Source organism: Lactobacillus johnsonii, assembly GCF_013487865.1.
GTDB classification, from domain to species: Bacteria; Bacillota; Bacilli; order Lactobacillales; family Lactobacillaceae; genus Lactobacillus; species Lactobacillus johnsonii_A.
Genome location: NZ_CP047409.1, coordinates 95,813 through 121,969 on the forward strand (window position 1 = coordinate 95,813; position 26,157 = coordinate 121,969).

Genomic DNA, 26,157 nt, shown 5'->3' on the forward strand with positions numbered 1-26,157 from the left:
GTTAGGAATATTGTACCAAATAACAGAAAATTAGAACATAAAAAAAGCACAGTTTTGTGCTTTTTTACGATATCTAAATAACAAAGTCTAAGACGATCCATCCAAGGATTGTCAAAATAATCAAACCAGCAAATTCGAGAACTGAAAATACCCAGAAGAATTTGCGCTTTGATACTGTTCCGTTTTCAACGAAACTTTTGAAAACAAGCATGTTAGCCATTGATCCAACAAGTGAACCAAATCCTCCAATATTTGAACCTAAGAATAAGGCTTCAGCATAATTAGTAAATTTACCAATTAGGATGGTTGAAGGAACATTAGAAATAAATTGACTTGAAATGATTGAAGTCAAGAAGACAGAATGTTCAGAGAACATGGTCTTTGAAATAAGTGTAACGATAAATGGTATTTGCTGGATATCACTAATAAAAATAAAAAAGCATGTAAAAGTTAAGAGTAAAGCATAATCCACATGTAACATAATTGAAGGATTAATAATAAGAGCCAAAATTACGGCAACAATTGCTGGCACATATGCTGGAACAATATTGAAAACACCAAAGAAGAAGAAAATTGAAACAGCAATGGTCAAAATCATGGGTCTGACACTAATCCTAATATCTTCTAAAGGTACTGTAGGAATAGGTTTATCTTTAACAAAAAAGATGAACAATAGAACGGTAATTAAACTGATCAGCAATAATGGAAGTGACCAACTAAAAAACTTAAGTGGCGAAACGTTATAGCGATTAACTACAAAAATATTGTGAGGATTACCCCATGGAGTAAAAGCAGCCCCAATATTTGCTCCCATTCCGATTAAAGTGACAGGTAGTATTTCAGGTAAACCGTGTCGTTTAGCAATTGTCAAATACAATGGTATAAGAGTTAAAACGGTTATATCATTAGTTAAGAACATTGCAGATACAATTGATAAGATTGTAAAAATCGCAGTTAATCTTCTTGTACTTCTAGCACTAGCTGTAAGCTTATAAGCTAATACATCCAAAACGTGTAAGTAAGAAAAAATTTGGATGATAGTCAGCATCGCTAAAATTGAGTATAGTGTGTGGAAGTTAATATCTTCAATCCGTGGTCGGGCGAAGAATAAGCTTATGATCGTTATGACAACCGTAATTTGTAAAATACGGTCTTTAGCAATATTTTTGATGACGGTCATTAATGTCCCCTCTTAAAATTAAATCAACACTACTATTTTGAACTCTTTAGCGTAAGTTCGCAACGCTTTTTTCGGATTAAACTTTCCTATTAATATTATTTTGAGCATTTTATTAGGGGAAGAAGAAAGAAAACTGCTATATTTAAGTTAGTAAATAACATAGGAGGAATAGACTATGCTTGATGCAAAAAATATTGAACTAAAAATAAAAGATGATGCTAAAGAGGCTTTAGAAAAGAAGATTAAACCGGGACAAGTTGTTTTACTAGCCTTAAATGATGGCTCAAATGGTTATTCTAAATTAGGTGGGACTTGTACAATCGGTGCTAATTTTCAGCTTGTTTTATTAGATCATAAGGATCCGGATTTTTCTATTAAAATTAAAAATAATATGGACTTAGACATGTATACATCTGATAAAGAATTAGCATTTTTAGAGGATGGATTAGTCCTTAACGCTCGTGATGCTGCTCTATCTTTATCTTCAAATGAGGGGATTATTGATGGCGGAGTTACCATTTCCGAATTTAAAGGTGAAAAATTATCTGCAGATGAGATGAAAAAATTAGGTGGAAAGATCTGCTAGGTATTGAAGTGACGTGCTTCTTCGTGGTATGATAATAAAAGATTTTCGAAAATTTTATTTGAGAGGAAGTATAGATCTATGCGTAAAGGTGAAAACTACAACACAGGTGTTACACCAAACTTAAGACCTAAGAACAAGAAGAATTCTAAAGCTCGTGTTAAGAGAGCTGCTGAAGTAGTTGCTTTCTTAAACAAAGCTGCTAAAGACGAAAACAAGTAATTAAATTTACTGTTCAATAAAGGGAGAGACGCTGTTTAGCGTCTCTCCTTTTTTTGTATCAAAAGTTATATAAATCTAAATTAATATAATAACATTTTGTTGTGTTTGAAATTATATTACTATATAAATTGTCTTATAGAGGACAAAGTAATAAAGCATAGGATATAAATTTTAAAATGAATAACATTTCGATAAAAGGGCTAGAATTAAAAGCAATTTTCGCCCTTATTTTGCCGTCTCTTTTTTTAGGAGTAGCAGATAATTTTTTAGATAATGTTTTTTGGGGAGTTGCGATGCTTCTGGTATTAGGCGCACTTGTTGGCCTAATTTTGCCAAATATTGTTAGTACATGGCTTATTTTAATTTTAACTGTATTGGGAATCAGCGGCTTAACCCTTGGCTATGTGAGATTAGATATATATGCTAAGGCAATATTATTGCTTTCGTTTCCAATAGAAGCCTATCTAGCGAGTCAGTTGAGAGAATGCATTTTTAGGTGGAGTATCTATAAGAAAAATGAAGCTAGCGTTTATCGCTATATTACCCACTACGATCAAAATGTAAAACTCCAAACGACCTATAACGCACAGAAGCTATACCAGAAGATAAGCAGAATTTTAAGAGAAAAAAGTTATTTACCTTTGTGGGATGACTTTACAATCATTAAATGGGAGCATAATCAACAGTTTGCTCAGTTTAATTTAGAAGAGCATAGTCAAATTTTGAAACAAATAGCTAAAGTGCTTAAAAAGAGCAGATTAGTTGATGAAAATTTATATTACCTGGGAAATGGTGAATTTTTAATTATTTCTAATACAATTGCACCTGGAACTTTGATGGTTTTGAATGATGAATTAAAAGCAGAACTTCGAGCTTTAAAATATGAAGACTATCACCCAGCATTTAAAATGGCTACTCAGCATATTGTTGAGGAAGATTTGATATTATACCCAGATCTTGATGCAATTCTTAAACATTTAAAACGAAAGCTTGAAACAGATTTAGTTGTTGAGTATTTAAAGGGAGTCGAATCATGATAGATGTTTTCTTTATGCTGGCTATTTTAGTTACATTAATATTTTTAATTGCACTTTTTGCTATGATTCATAGTGTTTGGACGATTTATCATCAAACTGAACATACCGTCCTTCATTTAGGAAAGCATCATCATGTTAAATAATTTTTTAGCATTTTCAACTTTAGTATCTATTTGGTTTTCTCTTTTAGCGTCACTAGTAACGCTTTATGGTGCGATTCGCTTTTGGATTAAACATAGTAAAAAGATTGTTTCTATTACCGCTCTAAAACGCTACCCTACGATTACGATTGTAGTACCGGCCCATAATGAAGAGCTTGTAATTGCTAAAACGACAAAAGGAATTCTTGATTTAAACTATCCTGCTTCAAAAATAGAAGTACTTTTATATGCGGATAATTGTCAAGATAAGACAGCTGCTGAGATGCGAAAGGCAGTTGATATGCCTGAATATAGGTATCGAAACGTACAAATTATTGAAAGACAGGGTTCTGGAGGAAAAGCTGGCGTTTTGAATGATGCCTTAGAAATAGCTCAAGGAGAATATATCTGTGTCTATGATGCAGATGCATTACCAGAACAAAATGCCTTGTATTTTTTAGTTAAAAAAGTTTTAGAAAATCCAAGTCGCTACATGGCCACCTTTGGAAGAAATAAAACACGTAATGCAAAGCAAAACTTTTTAACTAGATGTATTAATCAAGAAGTTATTGTCTCTCAACGTATTCAACATGTTGGGGTCTGGAATTTATTTAAAATTGGACGAATTCCAGGAACAAATTTCATCATTAATACCGAGTATGTAAGAAGTATTGGTGGTTGGCAACAGGGTGCTTTAACTGAAGATACAGAAATTTCTTTTCGGATTATGGAAGATGGATACTTGATTGCTTTAGCTTATAATTCAGAAGCGTTTGAACAAGAGCCTGAGCACTTACGTGATTATTATTATTATCAACGATTGCGCTGGGCAAAAGGAAACTATCAAGTTGTGATAAATAATTTTAAGCATTTATTTGATAGGAGTAATTGGCGCGTTAAATTAGAAACGTTTTATTTAACCTGTATTTTCTTTTGGTTTAACTTAGCGGTTGTTCTTTCCGATATTATCTTCTTCGTAGATTTAGGATGTGTAGTGGCAAGATTTTTTAATCCTAAGATACCAATTATTTTTGCAATGGATTCCAATCTCTTACTGATGCAACTTTTATTAATTAATTGGTTACTGATGATTCTTTTATATGTAACTCAAATCAATCTGGCTTTAGCTACACAATATGGACAAGCCACTAGTGATCAAATTTGGTTAGCATTGGGTTCGTATTTTACCTATTCACAATTATTTATTGCTATTTCTATCCAAGCAGTTTGCTCAGTTATCGGGGATAAAATCTTTAAGCGAGACGGTAGTAAATGGGTAAAAACAAAGAGATTTGCAGATTAGGGATAGGGCATGAGAGTTAAAAATTTAATCTTGATTTTAGGTGTGATAGTAGCTTACTTAGGAATTATTGGATATGTAAGGATGAGCAATGATCGCACGATAGAAAAAAGATACTATCAGGTTTGGCGAGAAGATTATATAAAAAATCAAAGTGAAAGTGAGCAGTATGTTAACGCAGCTGGAAAAAATAAGCCACCGTTTGCCTTGTCGGAAGCACAGGGATATGGAATGTTACTAGCTGTAAAGGCAGGACAGAAGCACTTAGGAAGCCAAAATGATTTTCAAAAATTGGATAATTATTATTTAAGGCATCGATTGTCTAATTCAAACTTAATGAGCTGGAGACAAGAAAATAAAAAGGGAAGCTTACAGGATAATCCAGTGAGCGCAAGTGACGGCGATATGATGATTGCCCAAGCATTGCTTGAAGCTGATAAAGTTTGGCCAGGACATGGATATAAAGCTCAAGCTCTTAAATTAATCAGTGATATCAAAAAGTTAGAAAGCAATCGTTCGGCTAAAATAATTACTGTAGGAAATTGGGCAAATAAGAAATCACATTTTTATAATGTAATGAGAACATCAGATGTAATGCCACAAGCATTTGAAGAATTTTATCAAGCAACTGGAGATCACAGCTGGATAGAAATAAAATCACAGATGCTGGCTTATTTACAACAGCTTAGCAGCCAACATAAAACAGGACTAGTTCCGGATTTTACCTGGATTTCAAAGCAAAAACAGGCGTCTCCTGCTAAGGCTAATGATGTAGCAACCAAAGATGATGGTAATTACAGCGCCAATGCTTGCCGAGTTCCGATGCTCTTAGCAGCAAGTAATGATAAAGAAGCCAATAATATCGTAAAGAAAATGCTGAGTTTTTTTAAGCAAAAAGAAGAAATATCAAGTGGGTTTACCCTGAGTGGAAAAACCCTATATCCATATGAGTCTGCAAGCTTTAGTGCACCGATCTTTGTAGCCGCAAGTAAGTATCAAAATGAAGGATATGGTACTTTGGTAGAACATGAAAAATATATTTTTTCAAGACCGCTTCCTGCTAATAATTACTACGATGCAACATTGATTGTTTTAGCTGCTTTAAATACAAATGAGTTGACGGGATTAGAGAAATAGAGAAAGATTAAGGTGTTAAATCTTTCTCTATTTTTGATTTGCAAGAGTAGAGTGGTTTTGCTATGATAGTAGAAATTTTAGACATTTTTATATTTCTGGAAGGGGTAAGTTTTTATGGGATTAAATGCGTATATTCAAGGTTTTAATAGTTTAGAGTCGATTGACCGTGCACCAGGATATTTTAAATATCAACACCATTCTGTAGCTGATCATAGCTTTAGAACAGCAGAACTTGCTCAAATGATGGGAGATATCGAAGAAGTCATTGGTAAGCAAAAAGTAAATTGGAAAGCTCTTTATGAAAAGAGTCTTAACCATGATTATACTGAACGTTTTATTGGTGATATCAAGACACCGGTTAAGTATGCAACTCCGCAATTACGTAAGATGATTGGGGATGTTGAAGAAACCATGACTGCTAAATTTATTAAGGATGAAATTCCAAAAGAATTTCAAAAAATTTATACAAAACGCCTATCTGAAGGAAAAGATGATACTTTAGAGGGTAAGATCTTATCTATTTGTGATAAGTTGGATTTACTTTATGAAGCTTATGGTGAAATTGAATTAGGAAATCCAAATCCTGTGTTCATGCAGATGTTTAAAGAAAGTCTTGAAACTATTAAAAAGTTTGATGATTTAACTTGTGTTCAATACTTTATTAAGAAAATTTTGCCAGATTTATTTAAGGGCGATTTTGCCGGTAAAGATAAAATGCAAAGAATTGCATTTAGTATTTTGTTAATGGGGGAAGAATAGGTTGAAATTACAGTGTGCATCCTGTGGTTTACGACTTGATAGTCTTCATTTTAAGCAAGAAGGGTTAATGAACCCTAAGTTGACAAGTATTTGTGATATTTGTTTAACAAGAAATTTGGATGCAGAGAACTATGAAAATCCGGTAGTTGAAAGTATTTCCCAGGTAATGCTCTATAGCTTTGTAGGAAAGAAGAATAATGGTCAGATTAAGCCAGATTCTTTAAATCACTATCTTGTAGACAATAATAATAGACGACAGTATGAGTCATTCATTCAAGATTATGATGGTAATGAAGTTGCTCTACAACAAATTTCACGTCGTGAGTTTAATTTAGCAATTATTAAGAGTGAAGATAATGAAATAGACTATATTCCTGAGAATAATGTGGATTTTGCAGTAAATATGAAAAAGATGGGGATTGAAGTTGATTTTTCTTTAAATGAAGTTGACTTTGTAGATCGGGAACGAATTCGGCATAAGTATAATTACCGCTGTCAGTATTGCGGCCGGCGTGGAACGAGTGTAGATCACAAAGATCCCGTTTCTTTATCACATGATAATTCTTTTGATAATTTGATTTTATCGTGTAGTGAATGCAATAAGATTAAATCGAACATGCCATATCAATTATTTGTTAAATTGAACGATCAATTAACTATCGTAAATAAAAAGCTAGTTAAGTATGAAGATGCTTTAGCTAATTTGAAGGAAGAGTTTCAAGCTGCTAAAAGAGACTTGGCTGGCAAGGTTCATTTAAAAGGAATTGTGAATGATCCAGAATTAAATGCAATTCGGAAGCAAAATAAAAAATTACAGGACGCGATTGATAGTTTGCAAAGTGACTATGGTGCCTTGCGTAATGAACGCAAAACATACTTTGATATTGGTTGGAAATTAGAAAAAGAGCGAGAAAATAGCGAAATTATTTAATTCTAATAAATACAAAAGGCTAGTATAACACTGATAGTGGAATACTAGTCTTTTTAGATGATTAAAGTATTTTTTTGAGAGCTTAATTAGTACTGTTAAGTTTGCGGTAGCCGAAGTAAAATTGAAGGCAAGCTAAAACTACGTTAAGCCAATTTAGCCATAAGAAACAATCAGCTAATCCACCGGAGTGAGCACCAGTACCGTAGTAAACCCAAAAACCAATAATCACTGCTGCTACATTAATCCAGGCAAAGGATTTTTGATATGATTGTTTGTTTAATACAAACCACATCCAAATAACATTTATAATAAACCAGATTACTAAAACCCAAAATACAAAATCAAACATTATGTATTTTCCTTTCTTTTATGTTTAATAAAGTCTCAATTAGTATATTGGGACCATTCGCTCTTTTCGGGAATAGTATGAATCCTAGGAACCATGATTTCAATAATTTGTACTTTGTTAAAAGAAAAGATACTAAAAATAAATAGGTAGATAACAATAGACTAATAAAAAGGCTGATAGTTCAATGTTTATAACAAAGAGTATCAGCCTTTTTATAATTTATAGGGGAAAAGCAAATTCTATATTATTTTGCTTAAAGTTCATTATTTCTGAAGTTACGTAGGAACTTCTTAGTCTTTTCTTCTTGTGGATCGTTAAAGATCTGTTGTGGTGTTCCTTGTTCGGTAATAACTCCATCACTCATGAAGACAACTTGATCAGATACATCACGAGCGAATCCCATTTCGTGAGTAACAATCACCATTGTTAGTCCAGTCTTAGCTAGTAATTGCATGGTATTAAGTACTTCACCAACCATTTCTGGGTCAAGGGCACTAGTAGGTTCATCAAAGAGCAGAACTTCTGGATCCATAGAAATTGCCCGAGCAATTGCTACACGTTGTTGTTGACCACCAGATAATTGTTGAGGTTTAGCAGTAAGAAATGGATCCATTCCAACTTTCTGCAAGTTTTCAATAGCAACTTTTTTAGCTTCTTCTTTGGAGCGACCAAGAACCATTTCTTGGCCAATCATACAGTTTTGAAGGACATTCTTGTTGTTAAACAAGTTGAATTGCTGAAATACCATTCCGACCTTAGAACGGAAGGTATTACGATTAAAATGAGGATCAAGAATGTTTTCTCCATGGAAGAGAATTTTTCCATTACTTGGTTCTTCAAGAAGATTAATACATCTTAGCATCGTTGATTTACCACCACCAGATGGACCAATAATGGTCATTACTTCTCCTTTATTAATATTAAAAGAAATATCTTTTAATACTGTATGATCACCATATTTCTTTTGTAAATGTTGTACTTGTAAAATGTTTTCTTCGTTATTATTGTTCATGTTCAAATCCAGTCTCCTTTGGATCTTCTACTTGTAATTGGTTAGCCATTAAATTGTAGTTTTTTGGACCTTCAAGTTTCTTTTCAATGAAGTTAAAGATTCTAGTAATAGAGAATGTCAAAATTAAGTAGATCATTGAAATGATGAAGTAAGTTTGGAAGAATTGGAATGTTTGACTGGCAACAGTTGTACCAACAAAGAACAATTCTGAAACAGAGATAATACTTAATACTGAAGTATCCTTAATGTTAACAATAAATTCGTTAGTAATAGATGGTAAACAATTTCTAATGGCTTGAGGTAAAATAATATGCCACATTTGTTGTGAGTGTGTCATACCGATTGCAGAAGCTGCTTCGAATTGACCTTTAGGAGTGGCATTAATACCACCACGAATAACTTCGGCTAGGTAAGCTCCAGTATTAATTGAAACAATTACTAAAGCAGCTACAGTACGGTTTAAGTTGAGGTGCCATAATTGGGCAATTCCGTAGTAGATAACAGCAGCTTGAACCATCATAGGAGTTCCACGGAATACTTCAATATAAACAGCTAAAATCCAATCAACTATCTTTAGGCCCCACTTTTTACCAGCAGACTTAGGAGTTGGAATAGTTCTAACAATACCTACAAGTAAACCAATGAAGAAACCAACGATAGTACCAACTAAGGCAAGAAGAAGTGTCATACCAACACCGCCAAGGATCATTGAACCATAGCGATGCATAATTGACATAAACCAATTTTCTTTCTTGTTGCCCCCAGCTTGAGGTTGTTCTTTAACAGCTTGGGCCATTAATTGGTCACGCTTTTTATTAGAAATACCTTTTAAGATACTGTTAACTTGATCTAATAATTCAGTGTTGCCCTTCTTAACACCAATTGAAGTAATTGAGTCTTCGTAAGGAATGTGGAAACCTTGCATCTTATTAAGGTTAACGGCAACAATGTTAGGGTTAACAGTCTTGTAACTTTGATATTCAATATCTTCAGCGACATAACCGTCAATAGTACCTGATTGTAAACTTTGACGCATTGCAGAAAAGCTTCTCATTGCAGGTTCACGCTTAGCACCATGTAATTGTTTGATCAAGTCGTAGTGAAGAGTACCTTGTTGAGCAGTTAATTTAGCTCCCTTAAAGTCATTTAAGCCTTTTGCTTGAGCAAATTTTCCATCTTTGTTGGTAATTACTACGAAAGTACCTTTTCTATAAGGTTCAGAGAAATTGATAGCCTTTCTACGTTCAGCAGTAGGGGACATACCAGCGATAATCAAATCAATCTTTCCAGAAGTTAAGGCTGGTAATAATCCATCCCATTCGGTTTTTTCCACTACTACTTTACGATGAAGCTTTTTACCAATGATTTTTGCAATTTGGACATCATATCCGTTTGCATATTGCTTAGATCCATCAATTGGAACTGCACCATTTGCATCAGTTGTTTGAGTCCAATTGTATGGTGGATAGTTAGCTTCCATACCGATTTTTAGGGGTGCTTCTTTTTTAGCCGCTTCGGTTTGAGTAGAATTAAAGCTAAAACCGATAACTAAACTTAAAATTAGGGCTAATAAAGCACTAAACCATCTTATTTTTGACTTCACTTTGAAATACCTCCAAAAATTATTTCAAATAAAGCCAATACAATAAAAGCGTAAATAAAAAGCCTCGTTGTTTACCAAAAACAACGAGGTTTGAAAATCATCAGTAATTAAACCAAATCATATAGCGCTCCCTGGGGACGACCAGGACAGTATGTAAGATATTCTCTTACATCCCAACAAATTAACTTCACGAAAGAAAATTTATTTCGGCGGTAATCCTAAAATTGACTCTCACTGTATTCGCGTACTCAAGTAAATTCTGTGATTATCGCAACCTCTATTGCATTGGGGATTTATTTAACTGATGAAAAGATTAAACGATTTTTAATCTTTTGTCAAATAAATCCGTGATTTTTTTTGATGTCTTTTTTCTTAATGTCTGAAACATAAGGGTTACCGCTAACGATAAATCTTAATTTCTTCTGAGCCCATTCAGGATCTGACTGATTAATCCCTACTCTTGGAAGGGCAACAATTTTTTCTATTTGGCGTTTGTGATTTATATCAATATCAAAAGGCGAATCGGCCAAATTAACTAAATCCCATTTGCGACTGGTAATCCCTAAGGCTTGCATCATTTTTCCAGGGCCATTAGTCAAAAGTGGCCCTGTTTTACCGCTGCGGTTTTTAATCATCGTGTCAATTCCTGTTAGAGGATCGATCGCTCTGACTAATACTCCTTGCGGTTCACCTTCTTCTTGACAAGAAACGTCAAAGAAAAAATATTGTCTTTGAGAATAAATATATAAACTGCCACCCGGACGATATAAGCCCTCATTTGCGGGACTACGTCTGCCGCCATAAGAATGAGCAGCTCGGTCTTTTACACCGACATAGGCTTCTGCTTCAACAATAGTACCAGATAGAATTTCTTCTCCGTTATTGTAAGACAAGGTTCTACCTAGTAGGTCTTTACTAATTTCGCTTGTAGAACGATTAGTGAAAAATTCTGTGTAATTCATATTAATTTTTCTTTCTAAAAAAAGTTGTACACTCATAATTGAAGATAAATACTAATAGAGAGTGGGGAATTTAACCATGAATGAAATAAAAGTAGTTAGAATATATGACCATGAGCAACCAGCTGGTTATCGAATTTTGGTAGATCGTTTGTGGCCTAGAGGAATGAGCAAGGTAAAGGCTCATTTAGATGAATGGGATAAAGAGATTGGGCCGACTAATGAATTGAGAAAATGGTTTAATCATGAAGACGAAAAATATCCTGAATTCAAGTCTAAGTATATAGCGCAATTAAAAGCTAATCCAGCAACACCAGCTTTTATTAAAGACGTAAAAGAGAAACTAGCCAAAGAAAATGTTCTTTTCTTATATGGAGCTAAAAATAAAAAGTACAACCAAGCAGTTGTACTTAAGGAATTTATTGATCAGCAATTAAGTTAAGGCATTTTCTTACCATGTACATTTTGTCGTACATAGTGAAAAATTATTGTTAAAATAACTGTGCCAAATACAATCCCAGCAAAGATTGTATCAGGTAATTTAAAGTTTAAAGGTGGCAGTGAAATAAGTAGTTTAATCGCAATAATTGAGATTAAGACATAGGCCATAGTTTGAAGCTCTGGAATAATTTCCATTAACTTAATAATGATTTCAGCTATGCCACGCATGCATAAAATTCCAATCATTCCACCGACCAGAACTACTACTGGATTATTTGACATGGCTAAGGCAGCTAAAACTGAGTCAATGGAGAAGACAATATCCATTGATTCAATTGAGATTACAGTTCTCCAAAATAAGGAAAAATGGTGCTTTCTTTTTTTGGAGTTCTTTTTCTTGTGGTTTTCTTTTTTAGCAACCAGCTCAGGGTGGCGAACGTCATAGAAGTATTTGTAAACTAGGTAAAGTAAATATAGGCCCCCTAATAACTTGATTTCCCAGAAGTTAATTAAGTAAGTACCAATTCCAATTACAATGAAACGAAATAAATAGGCTCCCCATAAACCATAAACTAGAGATTTTCTTTGTTCATCTTTAGTGGGTAATACTTGTGTTTGAGCTGCTAGGACAACGGCGTTATCAACGGAAAGTAAACATTCCATCAAAATTAGGGTAAGAATCATCATCCAATCTTGACCGCTAGTTAAGACGTGCGCCCAATTATTAGCGTTAAAAAAAGGTTGATAAAGTTTAATTAGCTGCATTTAGATAGCCTTCTTCGAGATTTATTAAACGTTGTTTTTCTTTCTCTCCCATTCTATAACTTCCTCCCCTATCTGGAGCTAAAACTACACGATGACTTGGAATAAAAATTAAAGATGGGTTTAAAGCTACTGCATGGGCAACGGATCTAACTGAAGTAGAACTATTGATGGAAGCTGCTAGGTCACGATAGGAAATAGTAGTCCCATATGGAATATTTTCAATCATTTTTACAACCTTATTTTGAAATGGCGTCCCAAAGCTTGAATAATCAATTGGAACAGTAAAAGAACGGCGTTTGCCAGCAAAGTATTCTTCTAATTGTTGAACATAAGGAGCAAGTTTTTTTGAGTCTTGAATCAAAATGTGATTAGGATAGAAACCAAGGATAGATGCCTCAATGTTACTATTTTTTGTTCCAACAAATGCTAATCCCAAGCTGCTGATGACTAGTTCATAGATCCATGGTTTAATTTCAACAAAATCATAATAGAAAACTTTTGCTTGGGCAAGTAGCATTTAATCCTAACCTTTCTTTTAATTAATATATTAACTGCACCTTGTACAACAAAAAATAACATAAGGAGGAGAGAAACAAATTAAATAAAATGTTAGTTAAGATAATAGCGGTTATATATATAATTTGTCAAATACTTTTTCAGCAGTAGCAATAATTGTTGAAACTTCTCTGGGAGCTGGTACAGGGGTATTATTGACTACCCAAATTTTTGCATTAGCTTGCCGATAGGCAAGAAGTTGAGCAAAAGGATAAACAACAAAACTGGTTCCAGCAATAATAACTAAATCGCTATCATGAATCTTTTCAACAGATTTTGTGAGTACTTTTTCGTTAATTGGTTCACCGTATAAAACAATCCCTGGGCGAATAATTCCCTGATCTTTTTCATGAAGATATGATTTTTTATAGTTGTCATATGAAATTTTTTCATGACATTTAGTACAGTAGATATTATAAAGATTACCGTGAAATTCTATGACGTGTTTATTACCAGATTTTTTATCTAAACCATCTACATTTTGAGTAATTAAGGTTCCATTTTTATTACAACTAGCAGCAATCTTTTGATGAATAATATTAGGTTTTGCATCTGGAAAATACATATTTTCCATTACGAAGTGATAGAATTTAGCTGGTTGATGAAAAAGAGTTTCTTCACTTAAAATTTGTTCTGGGCTTTCCGAAATCCCATTGTAAATTCCATTTTTTGAACGATAGTCAGGAATATGCGATGGAGTTGAAACGCCGGCACCGGTTAAGTAAGTGACATAATGAGCTGCATTAAGATCAACTTGAAGTGCAGCAATTTGCTTATCTAAACTCATAATTAAAACCTCCTATATTATTAATTTTCAGCTAAGTCAATTATAGAATGCTGAGAGAAAAAGTGGTATTTGTTATAATTAAAGTAAGATTTTTAACGTTAATAAATACTTTTAGAGGGAAAATTATGTCACTTTTATATATTTCTTTTGATATTTTGCTAATTGGCTATATTTTTTATAGTTGGTATTGGCAAGCAAACATTGATTATAAGGCCCGCTTTAGAAGTTCATCAGTTATCTGGGCTCTAATTTTTTTACTAATTGGCTTTTATTTAGATTACTTCACTGATTCAACAGTTCTGATGAATGTTTTTATTGCTACATTTTTACTAATGAGCATAATTGATGGTGTTAGTGGCCTAGCTAAGAAACGTTTAGTTGTGAGTGGATATTTTAAGCGGACAGTTAAGTATAGCGATATTGCTCACGTTACATTAATTACCGTTCCCAATCCTAAAAAGCCAACTGTAATGGCAATCTTTCAAACTAATAATCGTCAGGCTTACTATCTTAGATTCTCACAGCAGGTTAGTGATGTGATTGTTAATATCAGAAAATATCTCGGCTCAAATGTTGGAATAGAAGTCCAATCAATGATGTAAAGTTAATAAAAAAGATAGAGCTCTAAGTACTCCTGATATGAACCCAAAAATTAGGACATATTATTAAACTGTTTGATTTAAAACCATATTTCGATATTGAATCGGAGTATGGTTTTTTATTGAGCTCTTAATTCTAAAATTATTATAGTAATAAATATACTCTTTGATTGCATCTTCTAGTTCATCTAAATTCTTAAAATTTTTTTCAAAGCCATACCACATTTCTCGCTTTAAGATACCAAAAAATCCTTCCATTAATCCATCATCTAATGAATTACCTTTTCTAGACATTGATTGCTCAATACCATGATCTGTAAGCCATTTTTGAAAGGTAGAATGTTGATATTGCCATCCTTGATCAGTGTGAAAAATAAGACCATTTAGAGCAGGATGAGCTTTATAAGCTAGGTCAAGCATGGTCATTACTTGTTCTAAAACTGGACGGCGACTTAATGTATAAGAAATTATCTCATGGGTACACCCATCCATAATTGGTGATAAATATAATTTTTCGCCGTTTAAATGAAACTCAGTTATATCTGAATACCACTTTCTATCTGGTAAAATGGCTAAAAAATTGCGACAGATCAAATTAGGTTTGATTTCACCTACAGTTCCTCGATAACTTGAATATCTTTTTCTACGTCTAATGGCAATACCAAATAAATGCATCTTTTTCATCAGACGCTTTACTTTCTTATGATTGATTTTAATTCCTTCAATGTGCAATTGAGCTGTAATTCTTCTATAGCCGTAGCGATGTTTATGTTCCTCAAATATTTCTTTGATACGTTTCATGATCTGATGATTTTTTGAATCTTTATCATTTTGTTTTAGAACATAGTAATAATTACTTTTAGATAAGTGAGGTAAATCAGGATTAGAATTGATTACATTTAATATGAAACTGACGGTTACATGAAGTTCTTGCCTTAGTTCAGTAACCACCTGAGCTATTTCTGGTGCTTTTGGTTTTTTCTTTTGGAAACTAAGGCGCTCAATTTTTTTACAAATTCGTTTTCGACAGTAAGCTTGAGATTCTCTTGTTTTAAGTCTTTTACTTGTTTTTGTAGTTCTTTGATTTGTTGGTCTTTGCTTTTCATGATGTGGTCTGCCTTTCTTATGATTAATGACATTATACCCATCCTCTTTATATTTGCGAAGCCAATTATAGATCATACCTGAGCTTGGCAATCCTAAGTCTAATGAAACTTAATTCGCTGGTTCATCGTTAATCAATATTCTTTTAATGGCAGTTTTCTTAAATTCTACTGAATAAGAAGAATATGATTTATTCAAAATTTCTAAGCCGTGAAGGTCTATTAGACGGATTAAATAATATAAATTGTCGGGTCTTACTCCATATTCTCTACCTAGTTGAGATAGTGACTTATGATAATGCTTCCAATTATTGTAGATGTCAATTTTGCCTTGCTTAAATAATTTAGACATAATAAAAAACTCGAAATTCTTGTCCGAATTTCGGGGTTCATATCACCTATTGTGAGTAGGAAAGATCTATCCTTTTTATAGAATGGGAGAAAGTAATCTAGAAAAAGCTTGTTTAAATCGAAGATAACGTGACCAGTTATCAGTAATCTCTAAAGTTAACTCTGTACATTTAGCTAAATCCTTTTCAAAAATATGATTTAATTCCCGGGTAATATTTTTATCGTAGAAGACTGCATCAGTTTCAAAATTCAAGCTGTACGAACGAAAATCTTGGTTCATTGATCCAACTGCAGCGAAGCGATCGTCAACCATAACGGTTTTTGCGTGAATAAAGCCATTGTCATAAACGTAGATTTTTATTCCCTCATGAAGTAGGTAATTTGCATACCATTGTGTAGCGCGGTAAATAAAGGGATGGTCAGGCATTGAAGGGATCATGATACGCACGTCAACGCCTGAATGAGCCGCAATAACCCAAGTGGCAATCATTGGATCGTCTGGAACAAGGTAGGGTGTTTGAATCCAGAGTGTTTTTCTAGCCATCATCATCATTCTAATCATGCCATTACGTAAATATGGAGTAGAAGTATCGGGACCATCTGAAACAATTTGAGTTGCAACATCGTCTTCTGTTAGTCTATTTTCTTCAATTTTTTGAAAAAGTTTTTCATTGAATGAAATGGTCTGATTTTTATCAGTAATTGAAGCATTCCAATCCATAACAAAACGCTCCTGGAGGAGGAGAGAGGCAGAACCCACTATTCTAAGATGTGTATCACGCCAGTAGCCAAATTTTTTACTTTTACTGACATATTGATCGCCGACATTAAAGCCGCCCGTCCAAGAGATGCGCCCGTCTATAACGACAATTTTACGGTGAAGGTGATAATTCATCCGATACTTTTTAATCATATTTTGAGCTGTAATGAAAGCTACAACTTCACCGCCCAAATCAGTTAAAGGTTTAAACCAAGTCTTTGAAGCCCCTGGAGAACCCCAAGGATCATAGATAAGTCTTACCTTAACCCCTTCGCGAGCTTTTTTGATTAATAAATTAAGAAATTTATTACCTAAATTATCATTCATGAAAGAATAATATTCAACATTAACTGTTTCTTGAGCGTGTTCGATGTCTTTAAAAAGAGCTTCAAACTTCTTTTCGCCATCAGTATAAAAACTGATTTTGTTGTTTTTAGAGAGGGGGGAATCGTGTTTAAAGTTAAAGTAATCAATTAAAATTTGGGCTTCTTTAGAAGTATCTGTTGGTCCAGCGGATTTAGGAACACGCGGGATCATTTTATTTACTTTATTTAAACCGATGTGTTTTTGATTGTTAATAGCGAAAAGATTCTCTTGCGATAATCCACGTCCAATAAAGCCGTATAAAATAAAGCCTAAAATTGGAAAAATTAGTAAAATAATTAGCCATGCCCAAGAAGTAGCGACAGATCTTTTTCGGTGGAATACAACATAGAAGGCTAAGATTGTGTTGACAGCCCAAAGAAGCGCCCAAAATTCATTCGAAAAAATAAGTATCCCTCCCTACTAGTTAGTTGTTATTGTTGTCATGGCCTCCAAAAATGAGTAGAAGTCTAAATAATTGTAACATGCTTGTTAAAACGGCTGCGACATATGTTAAAGCAGCCGCAAACAAGACTTTACGAGCCATTGGCATTTCCTGTGGAGATAAAATAGCGCCATTATTTAGCATCCGTAAGGCACGATGAGAAGCATTAAATTCAACCGGTAATGTTACTAATTAGAAAAGCAAAACTAAGGCAAAACACCAAATACCAATTTTAATTAGGGTTTGGTTCATTCCTAAGACTAATCCTAAAAGAATTAGTGGCATTGATAAATTAGAACCAAGAGAAACAATTGGCACTAAGGTAGATCGCATTCTCATAGGTGCATAATCACTAGCATCTTGCAAGGCATGACCAACTTCATGAGCTGCAACGCCAACTGCCGCAATTGAAGAGGAATTATAGACTGATTGTGAGAGACTCAGTACTTTATTGGTAGGGTTATAGTTATCAGTCAAGTTGCCGGCAACTTCACGAATTTCTACTTCATATAGACCAGCTTGGTCAAGAATATAGCGGGCAGCTGCTTTACCTGTATAATCTCTCTGATTTCTCACTTGATCATAACGATTAAAAGTTGAATTAACATTCATTGAGGCCCAGCCTGAAATTGCTACACCTAGAATAATCGTCCAAAAATATGGGTCATAAAAAAATGGCATATAATACATAGTTATTTTCTCTCTTTATAAAATTAATCACTTAACTTCAAAAATTTGTTAATAATATTAATTACAAAAGGGTTATCGTGTAAAACACTGTGCTCAGCTGCATCTCCTCGTACTTCTACTTCTTGAAAGGTATGAGCAACAGGAGCAAGAATATAGCGAATCGATTTAGCAGAAACAACAGAAATAAACCGATCTGTATTAGTCTCATCTAAAATATTTCCATAAATATTTAAAACTGAAATGTCAGGATTAAAACGTCTCTGATTAAAAAGCATCCCCATATAAGATGTACTCATCAAAATGGGGCGTCCCTTTTCATTAAGACGATTGACATTAGGTAAGTCACCTAAATACATTACTCCATCAAAAGGTCCAGCAATTAAGGCACAGTGATCTAGATGAGGGAAATTCTTTCTTAAACTTGTTTTCATCTCAGCTTTTATTACTGAAGGAGCACCTAAAGAATGGGCAACAGCACTGTATTTTTTAAAATGATATCTTTTACTTAAATAAGAAAGAGCAGCCCGAAGATAGTAAGAACTAGCATAAACCCCAGCAATTCGGTCCTTAAAAATAAGTTGCACGATCGGCTGCTTATCGGCTGTCCAAGTTCCTTCTAAGATAAAATTACCAAATGGATCAATTGTAGCCTTAAGAAATTTATTAGTGCCCTTTGCCTCGCAGGCGGCTTGGACCATTTTATTTGTTGTGTAGTCGCCACCACGAAAACCATGCACATAAAAAACAGGTATTTGCTCAATTGTTGGATCTATTTTTTCAGTAGTCGAGCTGTCTTCAACTTTTCTTTTGTGCATCCGTAGGAGCCAACGAGTAGGGGTAAAAGTAGCCATTAAACCTAAAACAGACATTCTAGCAATACTAGGTTCTTTATTTTTATGCTTATTGTTTTTTTCGACTTCTTCACTATATTTTTTCTGGATAAAAAACACTCTATTTCCTCCCTTCTTTCTTTGTAATTTTAGCGTTAAAATTATTCTAACATTTTATAGGTTAGAGCAAATGAAGAAAGGAATAATTATGAAATACTATGCAGTAAAAAAGGGCCGTACACCAGGTGTTTATCGAACATGGGAAGATGCTAAAAAGCAAGTAGATGGATTTTCTGGTGCAGAGTATAAGTCCTTTGAAAAAATTACCGATGCAACTGAATATCTAGATTGGAATAAGGAAACTCAGCCTGATATTGTTAAAGAAGATTCTTTAAGTAATGCAATTAAAAAAATTAAGTCAGCTAGTGAAACATCTCAAACTAACTCTAAGACTTCGGCTGACTATTTTGCTACTATTTATACCGATGGAGGATCTCGAAATACCGGTGTTCATAAAGGCGGCCATGTTAATGAGACCGATAAAGCAGCTTGGGCTTATTTAATTGAATGGAATAATGGTCGGACATATGGTTCCGGGGGAGAATTTGGTGCCACAAATAATAAGATGGAGCTGCTCGGACTAATTAATGCACTGGAAAAATTAATTGCGCTAAAATTCAATGACAAGCATTTATTGTTTGTTTTAGATTCACAATATGTTTTAAACGGAATCAATAAACACTGGATTGAAGGATGGAAGAAGCGCGGCTGGAAGAGATCAAATGGACCTTTAATTAATGCTTCTGAATGGAAGAAACTAGATAGTTTATTGGGACACTTTTCTGACAGTGAATTTAGCTGGACCAAGGGACATGCTGACAACCGAGGAAATAATTTCGTTGATCACGAGCTAAATAAATATATGGATCAAATGAAATAGAAAGTTCAAAAATTCGTAATATCACTAAGAGAGACTATAATTAGAAGTGAAAGCGCATAAACCAATTTAAATGAGGTGATATTATGAAAAAGTTCTTTAAAGTAGTTGGTATTGGTGCAGCTATTTGTACTGGCATTGGTGCGGCAGCTGCTGTAACCAAGAAGCTTATAGATAAAAACAATAATAGTGGCGAAGATGTAGTTGAAGACGAAGAACCAGAGTTTGAAGATGGAGAATCTGATGATAGTACTGAAAATTCGACTGAGACTACTGAGTCAACTGAAACAAACTAATTATTAAAAAATCCGCTTGCTAAATCAAAAAAGTCTGCAATTTTGCAGACTTTTTTGATGCACTTTTTTTAGTAGTTGCTATAATAATAAGTGAAAGACTAGAACGCACGCAGGTACTAGTTTTGACGACGGAGACGACTACAAAGTAGCCGTCTTTTTTCTTAGATTTTAGTTTAAGATAATTGCACCGCCAAAGATACCTCTGAACCAACTAACGATAGAATCGATTAGTTTTTGGAACCAGTTTCTAGTTTCTGGAGTATTGAATTTAGAAAAAATGTTTTTAGCCCCTGATTGAATTTGATCAGTTAATTGGCTAGCTTGTTGTTGGAAATTCTTATCCTTTAAGGCACCGGAATTTTTAACTTTGATTAGAACATTGATAATTTGTTCTTTTTGATTGTTAGTAATAGTATCACCAAGGTGGTTAATGTTAATTTGATTATTAACAATATCTCTAACTCGGCTATCAGAAATATTTTGACCTTGCTTAGCCATTTCTTTTTTAGCACCAGCAACTGCATTATTTAATTGAGCATCCGAGTAGCCATCTTTACCTTTATTTTGGCTAGTAATTTTGCTCAAAGTGTTCATTTCAGTTTGTGCCGCATTAATTTGCTTTTGGTTCAAAGAATCCCCATTTTTAGCGTAAGCTGCATAAACACCGGCTAAAGCACCTGATCCATCAATTGGAGTAGCAGAAGTTACATAAATATCTGCATCAGATATTCCGGCAGTTAGGGCTGCATTTTTATATTGGTTAGCTGTAATAGTTGTAATGTTATTATGACCGTTATAAGGTAAAATATGAACATTAATACCACTACCGGAGTTAGTCTTTTGAACCATGGCACTAGACCAAACGCCGGAGTTATCAGTAAAGTCATAACCAGACGGATTAAGGTATTTTACAAGATCAGATCCAGTAATGGTAATGGTAGTATAATTAGCGCCATTTAATGACTGGGTTAAGGTATCAATCGTGCCCTGTTTTTGAGAGGCAGTCAGGGATGTACCTAATGTTACAACAGGAGTGTCATTATCATCGGCTTTAGCAGTTTTAGTATTAGTAATGGCACTTAGCCCTAAGATTCCACTCGATAAGATAGCAACAAGTGTAGTTAGTATTTTTTTCATAATAAAATTTTCTCCTATGAAATATACTCATTTGATGGCTATATTATAACCTAAATAGTTAACTGAATTATGTAAATAAGTATTAAGATGCTATAATCATAAGCAAAAGGAGGCAGACGCCGTGTTACGCCAGCCAATGTTAACGGTAATTATGCCGGTCTACAATATGGAAAAATATTTAGGCAGGGCACTTGACGCTTTAGCTAAACAAAAAGATAGAAATTTCAAATTGCTAATTGTTAATGACGGATCAAAGGATAGAACTCGTGAAGTAGCCGAGTCCTATCGTGATCGGTTCCTTTATTTTGATATTATTAATAAGAAAAATGGGGGGCTTTCTGACGCTAGAAATGTTGGAATGGCTCATGTAACTACACCATATTTTACTTTTCATGATGGGGATGATTGGGTAGACTCAGGCTATACTGCTTACTTTGTCAGAGCCTTTGATGAGCACCCAGATGTTGATATTGTTTCTTGTGGTTTTTGGATTGATTCAGAAAAACGCCATGAAAGTCATCCTGTAGGAAATAAGCAAAGCGGTGGCTTAATTGATAAAAGAGAAGCTTATTTAAAGATGACTAATGTATTTGGCTCACCTGTTAAGGGCTACACCTGGAATAAGGGATACAAAATTAGCATCATTAAAAAATATCATTTGCGTTTTGTGGAAGATCTGGCATTTATGGAAGATCAGATTTTTAATGTAAAATATGTGTCTTTGACTAATGGTTTTTACTATAGCTCAACGCCTTATTATCATTATTGGCAGAGAGCAGATAGTATGGTTCACGACCTTAATCCAAAGAAAATACCAGATAATTTTAGAGCAAATTATCGAGTTTGGCGTCAAATTATTAAAAGTCTGATGGCAGAGCGTGAGTCCCAAAAAGAAAGTAAAAAAATCGCCAAAAAGGCATCTTTAAGTGATTTTGACCATCAAGATTTATAAGAACTTACAACTAAAGGAATAAATATGAAAGTAAAAGTTAATGGGGTAAAGATTTACTATCAAAAATTAGGTAAAGGACATCCCTTAATTTTATTGCATGGACATCGTCAAGATGGTGGGATCTTTGATAAGCTAGTTGCACCTCTTTCTCTATACTATACTGTGGTAGTTCCTGATATGCGTGGTCATGGACTAAGTGAAGGAGAGGCAAGTGAGCACTATCAAACAGAGGTAGAAGACTTACGAGCCTTTATTAACGCGCTTAAGTTAGATAAACCATATATTTTAGGCTTTGGTTCTGGTGGCTTGGTAGCCCTTTCTTTAGCTGCGCAAGCTCCAGAATTAGTTTCTAAAGTAATAGTTGCAGGTACTTATGTTAATGGAAATGGTGTGAACGCAAAACATATTGCTGCTAATACAATTCGTGGATTTTTTAAAGGGGATCGCGATAGTAAGGTGGCCTTAAGAGAAAGTCATATCCCTGTTGAAACGCTAAAGCGAATAAAAACTCCTACTCTATGTGTAGTTGGAGAAAGAGATTGGGTTAAAGTTGAACATGTTCGCTGGTATAGTCAATTATTACCTAATTGTCGCTTAGTCTTAATGCCGCGTCAAACTCATTACAGTTATGTTGTTCATAGCTTAAAATTATTAGATTTAATTAAAGATTTTTGTAAAGAGGACTAGTTTACTAGTCCTCTTTTTCTTTTTGTACTTAAATCAGATAGAATTAATATATAAAGTATAAATTAACGAGGCAGAGGATAAGGATTATGAAAGAAATAGTAGTGCAGGGAATGAATGGAGAAATGGTAGTAGAGGGAGATAAGATTACTGTGAAGCATACAGGACCTTTATTTTTAGGTAAGCGTGAAGTAGTGTTAGATATTCATAGTCTGCAAGCAGTAGTTTATAAAAAAGCACATCTATTGATTAATGGTTTTCTAAAATTAGTACCTAAGGGAGATAATCCTATGCTTTATCAAACAGCCACCTTACATCAAATGGGAAAAGACGAGTTCGCTATTATTTTACGTGCTTTTGAAAATACAAATCCACAAGATGCGGAAGATTTTTATACTTATGTTGTTGGTCGTTTAGATCAAATTAAGGCAGCTGAAAAGAATCATTTATAATCTACAGCTGAAAAGTAGAGCAAAATAGGAATTTTTCGTTATAATAAGAATAGCTGTTAATTTTACAAGGAAGGGCAAATTAATGAAAAAAGAAGAATTGCACGAAATGTTGCACCCAATGAAATTAATCGGACTTGGTGGAAACCAAGCTCTAGCAGAAAGAATTGCGGCTGCTTTAGATAAGCCATTACTTGAAACTGCTGTTCAACACTTTAGTGATGGAGAAATTCAAGTAAACATTACAGAAAGTGTTAGAGGTTGTGATGTCTACGTAATTCAATCTATTCAAGATCCTGTGAATGAAAACTTCATGGAATTAATGATTGTATTGGATGCTTTACATCGTGCATCTGCTCACTCTGTTAACGTAGTAATTCCTTATATGGCATATTCTCGTCAAGATACTAAGAATCGTTCACGTGAACCAATTACTGCAAAATTATTGGCTAACTTGCTTCAATTGACTGATATTGATGATTTAATTGCAGTTGATTTACATGCATCTCAAATTCAAGGATTCTACAATATCCCAGTTGATCACTTACATGCGATGCCAATTTTAGCTCAATACTTCTTAGATAATGGTATTGCAAGCAAGGATAATGATGATGTAGTAGTTGTTTCTCCTGATCACTCTGGTGCAAAACTTGCACGTACTTTTGGTTCATACTTCGATGCTCCAATTGCTATTGTTGATCAACGCGGTGCACGTTATGACGCAGAAGCTCACGATATGATTGGGGACGTCAAAGACAAGACAGTCATTATCGTTGATGACTTGATTGATACTGGTTCTAGAATTGCTTCTTCAACTAGATCAGTCTTAGCTGCCGGTGCTAAGAAAGTTTATGTTGCTGCAACTCACGCACTACTTTCTCAAAATGCGATCGATGTATTGAACGAATTGCCAGTAGAACAAATCGTAGTAACTGATACTATTAAGCACAAGAAGTACCCAGATAGAATGGTTCGTTTATCTGTAGCACGTTTACTTGCTAAAGGTATTGATTATATTTACAACGATAAGTCAATTCACCAAATTTTTGATGAACAAAACAGAATTCAAGGATAATTCACATTAAAATTTAATATTTAAGAAAAGACTGATCTTGGTTTAAAGTTTAGATCAGTCTTTTTGTGTTTGAACATTTTATATTTAATTAAGAGTAAAATCTAATTAAATCTATCCTTAAAATCATGACTAGCCTTCCAGACATAATTTGACAATTTTCTCATGCAAGTTATAATACAAACAAATAAAATAGCCAATTAATTGACTATACAAGAATTTTAATTTCATAAAAAGAAATGTCTCTAGTATATGTTAAATACTAGAGGCATTTTTGTCTTTAAGGGAGGACTATAAAATTGGATGAAAAGGAGAAGCTAAAGTTAAAAAGATCACTTAAGAGTCGTCATGTAACAATGATTGCAATTGGTGGAGCCATCGGTACTGGATTATTTTTAGGGTCTGGTACAGCTATTCAAAGTGCTGGTCCATCAATTATCTTATCTTATTTGATCGTTGGTATTATTAGCTTTTTTATGATGAGGGCCTTAGGAGAATTAATTTTAGCGGATCCTGAGCAACACTCATTTATTGAATCAGTGAAAAAATATCTTGGAAATCGAATGGAATTTGTTGCAGGCTGGACTTACTGGCTATGCTGGCTTAGTTTAGCTATGGCTGACTTAACTGCAACGGGAATTTATTTGAAATATTGGTTTAAAAATCTGCCTCAATGGGTCGGACCATTAGTGATTGTCATTTTGTTAATGCTAGTTAACATGGTTAATGTGGGCCTATTTGGAGAGCTTGAGAGTTGGTTTTCAATGATTAAAGTTTTAGCTATCTTAGCTTTGATCATTACGGGACTAATTCTTTTAATTATGCATACTAAAATCGATTCTAGAACTGTTTCACTAAGTAACTTGGTAAACTATGGTGGCTTTTTCCCAACAGGATCCTGGGGCTTTCTGAAGTCATTTCAGATGGTAGTTTTTGCATTTGTAGGAATTGAAATTGTGGGACTGACAGCTGGTGAAACAGCTAATCCTGACAAAGATATTCCCAAGGCAATAAATACTTTGCCAGTTAGAATTGGATTGTTTTATGTTGGCTCGATGATTGCTATTATGGCAGTTTATCCATGGAATAAGATTGTTACTACAACCAGTCCTTTTGTACAAGTTTTTGGAGCAATTGGTATTCCAGCAGCTGCCGGAATTTTAAACTTTGTTGTTTTAACAGCAGCAATGTCAGCGACAAATAGTGCAATTTTTTCAACTAGTAGATCCTTATATGCTTTATCTCGAGGCAATAATGCACCTAAGAGATTCGGCAAGTTAAGTAAAAAGGCCGTTCCGAATAATGCCTTAACATTTTCATCTTTAATTTTATTTATTGTGGTAATTCTTAACTATATTATGCCGGCTCAAGTTTTTGATATTATTTCTAGTGTTTCAACAATTAACTTTATTATGGTTTGGATAATCATTATGTGGACTCACTTGAAGTATCGAGCAGAAAATAAGGAGAACCTTGGTAAGTTTAGAATGCCCGGTTTTCCAATAACTAGCTGGATTACAATAATTTTTTATTTAGTAATTTTAGTAATATTAGCCCTAATTCCAGCGACTAGACTACCATTAATTATTTCAATTATTTTTATTTTAGCTTTAGCCTTAAGTTATACTCTTTTAGAAAGAAGAAAAAGCAAATAGCGAGAAAAGCTGACGAATTAAATCGTCAGCTTTTTTATATGGGATTAATCTTTAAAAAATGAATCCTAACTCGT

The 26,157-nt window shown here is 34.0% G+C and carries 28 protein-coding genes, 2 pseudogenes and 1 riboswitch; of the genes and pseudogenes, 17 read left to right on the top strand and 13 right to left on the bottom strand.

Features of this window, described 5'->3' with window-relative positions; all coding sequences use genetic code 11:
• Nucleotides 1–73: 73 nt before the first annotated feature.
• On the bottom strand, nucleotides 74–1,180 hold the full coding sequence (locus GTO82_RS00440) for an SLC13 family permease (RefSeq protein WP_061400881.1): 1,107 nt from the start codon (nucleotides 1,178–1,180) through the stop codon (nucleotides 74–76).
• Between the two features lie 175 nt (nucleotides 1,181–1,355).
• On the opposite strand from GTO82_RS00440, the gene GTO82_RS00445 reads away from it, so the two are divergent.
• From GTO82_RS00445 to GTO82_RS00480, 8 genes are all read left to right on the top strand, one after another.
• The gene (locus GTO82_RS00445; protein ID WP_180873387.1) at nucleotides 1,356–1,766 is read left to right on the top strand and encodes an iron-sulfur cluster biosynthesis family protein; all 411 of its coding nucleotides are present in this window, start codon (nucleotides 1,356–1,358) and stop codon (nucleotides 1,764–1,766) included.
• 78 nt (nucleotides 1,767–1,844) lie between these two features.
• Nucleotides 1,845–1,985: a hypothetical protein gene (locus GTO82_RS00450; RefSeq protein ID WP_003649666.1), complete on the top strand. Its 141-nt coding sequence runs from the start codon at nucleotides 1,845–1,847 to the stop codon at nucleotides 1,983–1,985.
• Between the two features lie 176 nt (nucleotides 1,986–2,161).
• On the top strand, nucleotides 2,162–3,022 hold the full coding sequence (locus tag GTO82_RS00455) for a hypothetical protein (protein WP_053106798.1): 861 nt from the start codon (nucleotides 2,162–2,164) through the stop codon (nucleotides 3,020–3,022).
• A complete protein-coding gene (locus GTO82_RS00460) occupies nucleotides 3,019–3,165 on the top strand; it encodes a hypothetical protein (protein WP_004898495.1) in 147 nt (48 codons plus the stop codon). The genes GTO82_RS00455 and GTO82_RS00460 overlap by 4 nt, the downstream gene beginning before the upstream one ends.
• Nucleotides 3,155–4,465 carry a glycosyltransferase family 2 protein gene (locus tag GTO82_RS00465; RefSeq protein WP_180873388.1) on the top strand — a complete coding sequence of 437 codons (1,311 nt, stop codon included), beginning with the start codon at nucleotides 3,155–3,157 and terminating at the stop codon, nucleotides 4,463–4,465. Before GTO82_RS00460 ends, GTO82_RS00465 begins: the two co-directional genes overlap by 11 nt.
• Before the next feature lie 9 nt (nucleotides 4,466–4,474).
• The gene (locus tag GTO82_RS00470) at nucleotides 4,475–5,599 is read left to right on the top strand and encodes a glycosyl hydrolase family 8 (RefSeq protein WP_180873389.1); all 1,125 of its coding nucleotides are present in this window, start codon (nucleotides 4,475–4,477) and stop codon (nucleotides 5,597–5,599) included.
• 114 nt (nucleotides 5,600–5,713) lie between these two features.
• On the top strand, nucleotides 5,714–6,358 hold the full coding sequence (locus GTO82_RS00475) for a YfbR-like 5'-deoxynucleotidase (RefSeq protein ID WP_004896187.1): 645 nt from the start codon (nucleotides 5,714–5,716) through the stop codon (nucleotides 6,356–6,358).
• Nucleotide 6,359: 1 nt separating this feature from the next.
• Nucleotides 6,360–7,289: an HNH endonuclease signature motif containing protein gene (locus tag GTO82_RS00480; RefSeq protein ID WP_180873390.1), complete on the top strand. Its 930-nt coding sequence runs from the start codon at nucleotides 6,360–6,362 to the stop codon at nucleotides 7,287–7,289.
• An 82-nt stretch (nucleotides 7,290–7,371) separates the two neighbouring features.
• On the opposite strand, the gene GTO82_RS00485 is transcribed toward GTO82_RS00480, so the two are convergent.
• From GTO82_RS00485 to GTO82_RS00500, 4 genes are all read right to left on the bottom strand, one after another.
• Nucleotides 7,372–7,638, bottom strand: coding sequence for a hypothetical protein (locus GTO82_RS00485; protein ID WP_004898506.1), 267 nt, complete (start codon nucleotides 7,636–7,638; stop codon nucleotides 7,372–7,374).
• 253 nt (nucleotides 7,639–7,891) lie between these two features.
• Nucleotides 7,892–8,650: an amino acid ABC transporter ATP-binding protein gene (locus tag GTO82_RS00490; RefSeq protein WP_004898508.1), complete on the bottom strand. Its 759-nt coding sequence runs from the start codon at nucleotides 8,648–8,650 to the stop codon at nucleotides 7,892–7,894.
• Complete coding sequence (locus GTO82_RS00495) at nucleotides 8,640–10,253, bottom strand: ABC transporter substrate-binding protein/permease (protein WP_180873391.1); 1,614 nt, start codon at nucleotides 10,251–10,253, stop codon at nucleotides 8,640–8,642. Before GTO82_RS00495 ends, GTO82_RS00490 begins: the two co-directional genes overlap by 11 nt.
• Before the next feature lie 114 nt (nucleotides 10,254–10,367).
• Nucleotides 10,368–10,541: riboswitch (Lysine riboswitch) on the bottom strand.
• Nucleotides 10,542–10,588: 47 nt separating this feature from the next.
• On the bottom strand, nucleotides 10,589–11,215 hold the full coding sequence (locus GTO82_RS00500) for a DNA-3-methyladenine glycosylase (RefSeq protein ID WP_180873392.1): 627 nt from the start codon (nucleotides 11,213–11,215) through the stop codon (nucleotides 10,589–10,591).
• 76 nt (nucleotides 11,216–11,291) lie between these two features.
• Here GTO82_RS00500 and GTO82_RS00505 point away from each other — a divergent pair, with 76 nt between their 5' ends.
• Entirely contained in the window at nucleotides 11,292–11,654 is a 363-nt protein-coding gene (locus tag GTO82_RS00505; protein ID WP_180873393.1) for a DUF488 domain-containing protein, read from the top strand.
• Here the strand turns inward: GTO82_RS00505 and GTO82_RS00510 are convergent.
• The 3 genes from GTO82_RS00510 to GTO82_RS00520 form a co-directional block, all read right to left on the bottom strand.
• Nucleotides 11,651–12,418 carry a TerC family protein gene (locus GTO82_RS00510; protein WP_180873394.1) on the bottom strand — a complete coding sequence of 256 codons (768 nt, stop codon included), beginning with the start codon at nucleotides 12,416–12,418 and terminating at the stop codon, nucleotides 11,651–11,653. The two genes, GTO82_RS00505 and GTO82_RS00510, sit on opposite strands and share 4 nt — an antisense overlap.
• Entirely contained in the window at nucleotides 12,405–12,935 is a 531-nt protein-coding gene (locus tag GTO82_RS00515; RefSeq protein ID WP_180873395.1) for a methylated-DNA--[protein]-cysteine S-methyltransferase, read from the bottom strand. Before GTO82_RS00515 ends, GTO82_RS00510 begins: the two co-directional genes overlap by 14 nt.
• A 111-nt stretch (nucleotides 12,936–13,046) precedes the next feature.
• Complete coding sequence (locus tag GTO82_RS00520; RefSeq protein WP_180873396.1) at nucleotides 13,047–13,760, bottom strand: NAD-dependent protein deacylase; 714 nt, start codon at nucleotides 13,758–13,760, stop codon at nucleotides 13,047–13,049.
• 125 nt (nucleotides 13,761–13,885) lie between these two features.
• Between GTO82_RS00520 and GTO82_RS00525 the strand changes: the two genes are divergently transcribed.
• Nucleotides 13,886–14,362: a hypothetical protein gene (locus GTO82_RS00525; protein WP_180873397.1), complete on the top strand. Its 477-nt coding sequence runs from the start codon at nucleotides 13,886–13,888 to the stop codon at nucleotides 14,360–14,362.
• A 63-nt stretch (nucleotides 14,363–14,425) separates the two neighbouring features.
• Here the strand turns inward: GTO82_RS00525 and GTO82_RS00530 are convergent.
• The 4 genes and pseudogenes from GTO82_RS00530 to GTO82_RS00545 form a co-directional block, all read right to left on the bottom strand.
• Nucleotides 14,426–15,814: pseudogene (locus GTO82_RS00530) on the bottom strand (IS3 family transposase).
• Nucleotides 15,815–15,889: 75 nt separating this feature from the next.
• Nucleotides 15,890–17,350: a cardiolipin synthase gene (gene cls / locus GTO82_RS00535; RefSeq protein ID WP_180874053.1), complete on the bottom strand. Its 1,461-nt coding sequence runs from the start codon at nucleotides 17,348–17,350 to the stop codon at nucleotides 15,890–15,892.
• Nucleotides 17,351–17,363: 13 nt separating this feature from the next.
• A pseudogene (locus GTO82_RS00540) lies at nucleotides 17,364–18,071 on the bottom strand (zinc metallopeptidase).
• 23 nt (nucleotides 18,072–18,094) lie between these two features.
• Nucleotides 18,095–19,021, bottom strand: coding sequence for an alpha/beta hydrolase (locus GTO82_RS00545; RefSeq protein WP_180873398.1), 927 nt, complete (start codon nucleotides 19,019–19,021; stop codon nucleotides 18,095–18,097).
• A gap of 88 nt (nucleotides 19,022–19,109) precedes the next feature.
• Between GTO82_RS00545 and GTO82_RS00550 the strand changes: the two genes are divergently transcribed.
• Both GTO82_RS00550 and GTO82_RS00555 read left to right on the top strand, forming a co-directional pair.
• A complete protein-coding gene (locus tag GTO82_RS00550; protein ID WP_180873399.1) occupies nucleotides 19,110–19,841 on the top strand; it encodes a ribonuclease H family protein in 732 nt (243 codons plus the stop codon).
• Nucleotides 19,842–19,924: 83 nt separating this feature from the next.
• Entirely contained in the window at nucleotides 19,925–20,134 is a 210-nt protein-coding gene (locus GTO82_RS00555; protein ID WP_180873400.1) for a hypothetical protein, read from the top strand.
• Between the two features lie 168 nt (nucleotides 20,135–20,302).
• Here the strand turns inward: GTO82_RS00555 and GTO82_RS00560 are convergent, their stop codons facing one another.
• Nucleotides 20,303–21,271, bottom strand: coding sequence for a DUF1002 domain-containing protein (locus tag GTO82_RS00560; protein WP_180873401.1), 969 nt, complete (start codon nucleotides 21,269–21,271; stop codon nucleotides 20,303–20,305).
• 121 nt (nucleotides 21,272–21,392) lie between these two features.
• On the opposite strand from GTO82_RS00560, the gene GTO82_RS00565 reads away from it, so the two are divergent.
• From GTO82_RS00565 to GTO82_RS00585, 5 genes are all read left to right on the top strand, one after another.
• Complete coding sequence (locus GTO82_RS00565) at nucleotides 21,393–22,223, top strand: glycosyltransferase family 2 protein (RefSeq protein WP_180873402.1); 831 nt, start codon at nucleotides 21,393–21,395, stop codon at nucleotides 22,221–22,223.
• A 24-nt stretch (nucleotides 22,224–22,247) separates the two neighbouring features.
• Nucleotides 22,248–22,910: an alpha/beta fold hydrolase gene (locus tag GTO82_RS00570; protein ID WP_180873403.1), complete on the top strand. Its 663-nt coding sequence runs from the start codon at nucleotides 22,248–22,250 to the stop codon at nucleotides 22,908–22,910.
• Between the two features lie 86 nt (nucleotides 22,911–22,996).
• The gene (locus tag GTO82_RS00575) at nucleotides 22,997–23,359 is read left to right on the top strand and encodes a hypothetical protein (RefSeq protein WP_135352421.1); all 363 of its coding nucleotides are present in this window, start codon (nucleotides 22,997–22,999) and stop codon (nucleotides 23,357–23,359) included.
• A gap of 82 nt (nucleotides 23,360–23,441) precedes the next feature.
• On the top strand, nucleotides 23,442–24,431 hold the full coding sequence (locus tag GTO82_RS00580; RefSeq protein WP_004898541.1) for a ribose-phosphate diphosphokinase: 990 nt from the start codon (nucleotides 23,442–23,444) through the stop codon (nucleotides 24,429–24,431).
• 296 nt (nucleotides 24,432–24,727) lie between these two features.
• Nucleotides 24,728–26,083, top strand: a complete 1,356-nt coding sequence (locus GTO82_RS00585) for an amino acid permease (RefSeq protein ID WP_180873404.1) — start codon at nucleotides 24,728–24,730, stop codon at nucleotides 26,081–26,083.
• The last annotated feature ends 74 nt before the right edge of the window (nucleotides 26,084–26,157 follow it).

What these genes read in the sequence shown, in the direction of transcription:
- GTO82_RS00440 (WP_061400881.1), bottom strand. Translation starts at nt 1,180, where the DNA reads ATGACCGTCATCAAAAATATTGCTAAAGACCGTATTTTACAAATTACG.
- GTO82_RS00445 (WP_180873387.1), top strand. Translation starts at nt 1,356, where the DNA reads ATGCTTGATGCAAAAAATATTGAACTAAAAATAAAAGATGATGCTAAA.
- GTO82_RS00450 (WP_003649666.1), top strand. Translation starts at nt 1,845, where the DNA reads ATGCGTAAAGGTGAAAACTACAACACAGGTGTTACACCAAACTTAAGA.
- GTO82_RS00455 (WP_053106798.1), top strand. Translation starts at nt 2,162, where the DNA reads ATGAATAACATTTCGATAAAAGGGCTAGAATTAAAAGCAATTTTCGCC.
- GTO82_RS00460 (WP_004898495.1), top strand. Translation starts at nt 3,019, where the DNA reads ATGATAGATGTTTTCTTTATGCTGGCTATTTTAGTTACATTAATATTT.
- GTO82_RS00465 (WP_180873388.1), top strand. Translation starts at nt 3,155, where the DNA reads ATGTTAAATAATTTTTTAGCATTTTCAACTTTAGTATCTATTTGGTTT.
- GTO82_RS00470 (WP_180873389.1), top strand. Translation starts at nt 4,475, where the DNA reads ATGAGAGTTAAAAATTTAATCTTGATTTTAGGTGTGATAGTAGCTTAC.
- GTO82_RS00475 (WP_004896187.1), top strand. Translation starts at nt 5,714, where the DNA reads ATGGGATTAAATGCGTATATTCAAGGTTTTAATAGTTTAGAGTCGATT.
- GTO82_RS00485 (WP_004898506.1), bottom strand. Translation starts at nt 7,638, where the DNA reads ATGTTTGATTTTGTATTTTGGGTTTTAGTAATCTGGTTTATTATAAAT.
- GTO82_RS00490 (WP_004898508.1), bottom strand. Translation starts at nt 8,650, where the DNA reads ATGAACAATAATAACGAAGAAAACATTTTACAAGTACAACATTTACAA.
- GTO82_RS00500 (WP_180873392.1), bottom strand. Translation starts at nt 11,215, where the DNA reads ATGAATTACACAGAATTTTTCACTAATCGTTCTACAAGCGAAATTAGT.
- GTO82_RS00505 (WP_180873393.1), top strand. Translation starts at nt 11,292, where the DNA reads ATGAATGAAATAAAAGTAGTTAGAATATATGACCATGAGCAACCAGCT.
- GTO82_RS00510 (WP_180873394.1), bottom strand. Translation starts at nt 12,418, where the DNA reads ATGCAGCTAATTAAACTTTATCAACCTTTTTTTAACGCTAATAATTGG.
- GTO82_RS00515 (WP_180873395.1), bottom strand. Translation starts at nt 12,935, where the DNA reads ATGCTACTTGCCCAAGCAAAAGTTTTCTATTATGATTTTGTTGAAATT.
- GTO82_RS00520 (WP_180873396.1), bottom strand. Translation starts at nt 13,760, where the DNA reads ATGAGTTTAGATAAGCAAATTGCTGCACTTCAAGTTGATCTTAATGCA.
- GTO82_RS00525 (WP_180873397.1), top strand. Translation starts at nt 13,886, where the DNA reads ATGTCACTTTTATATATTTCTTTTGATATTTTGCTAATTGGCTATATT.
- GTO82_RS00550 (WP_180873399.1), top strand. Translation starts at nt 19,110, where the DNA reads ATGAAATACTATGCAGTAAAAAAGGGCCGTACACCAGGTGTTTATCGA.
- GTO82_RS00555 (WP_180873400.1), top strand. Translation starts at nt 19,925, where the DNA reads ATGAAAAAGTTCTTTAAAGTAGTTGGTATTGGTGCAGCTATTTGTACT.
- GTO82_RS00560 (WP_180873401.1), bottom strand. Translation starts at nt 21,271, where the DNA reads ATGAAAAAAATACTAACTACACTTGTTGCTATCTTATCGAGTGGAATC.
- GTO82_RS00570 (WP_180873403.1), top strand. Translation starts at nt 22,248, where the DNA reads ATGAAAGTAAAAGTTAATGGGGTAAAGATTTACTATCAAAAATTAGGT.
- GTO82_RS00575 (WP_135352421.1), top strand. Translation starts at nt 22,997, where the DNA reads ATGAAAGAAATAGTAGTGCAGGGAATGAATGGAGAAATGGTAGTAGAG.
- GTO82_RS00580 (WP_004898541.1), top strand. Translation starts at nt 23,442, where the DNA reads ATGAAAAAAGAAGAATTGCACGAAATGTTGCACCCAATGAAATTAATC.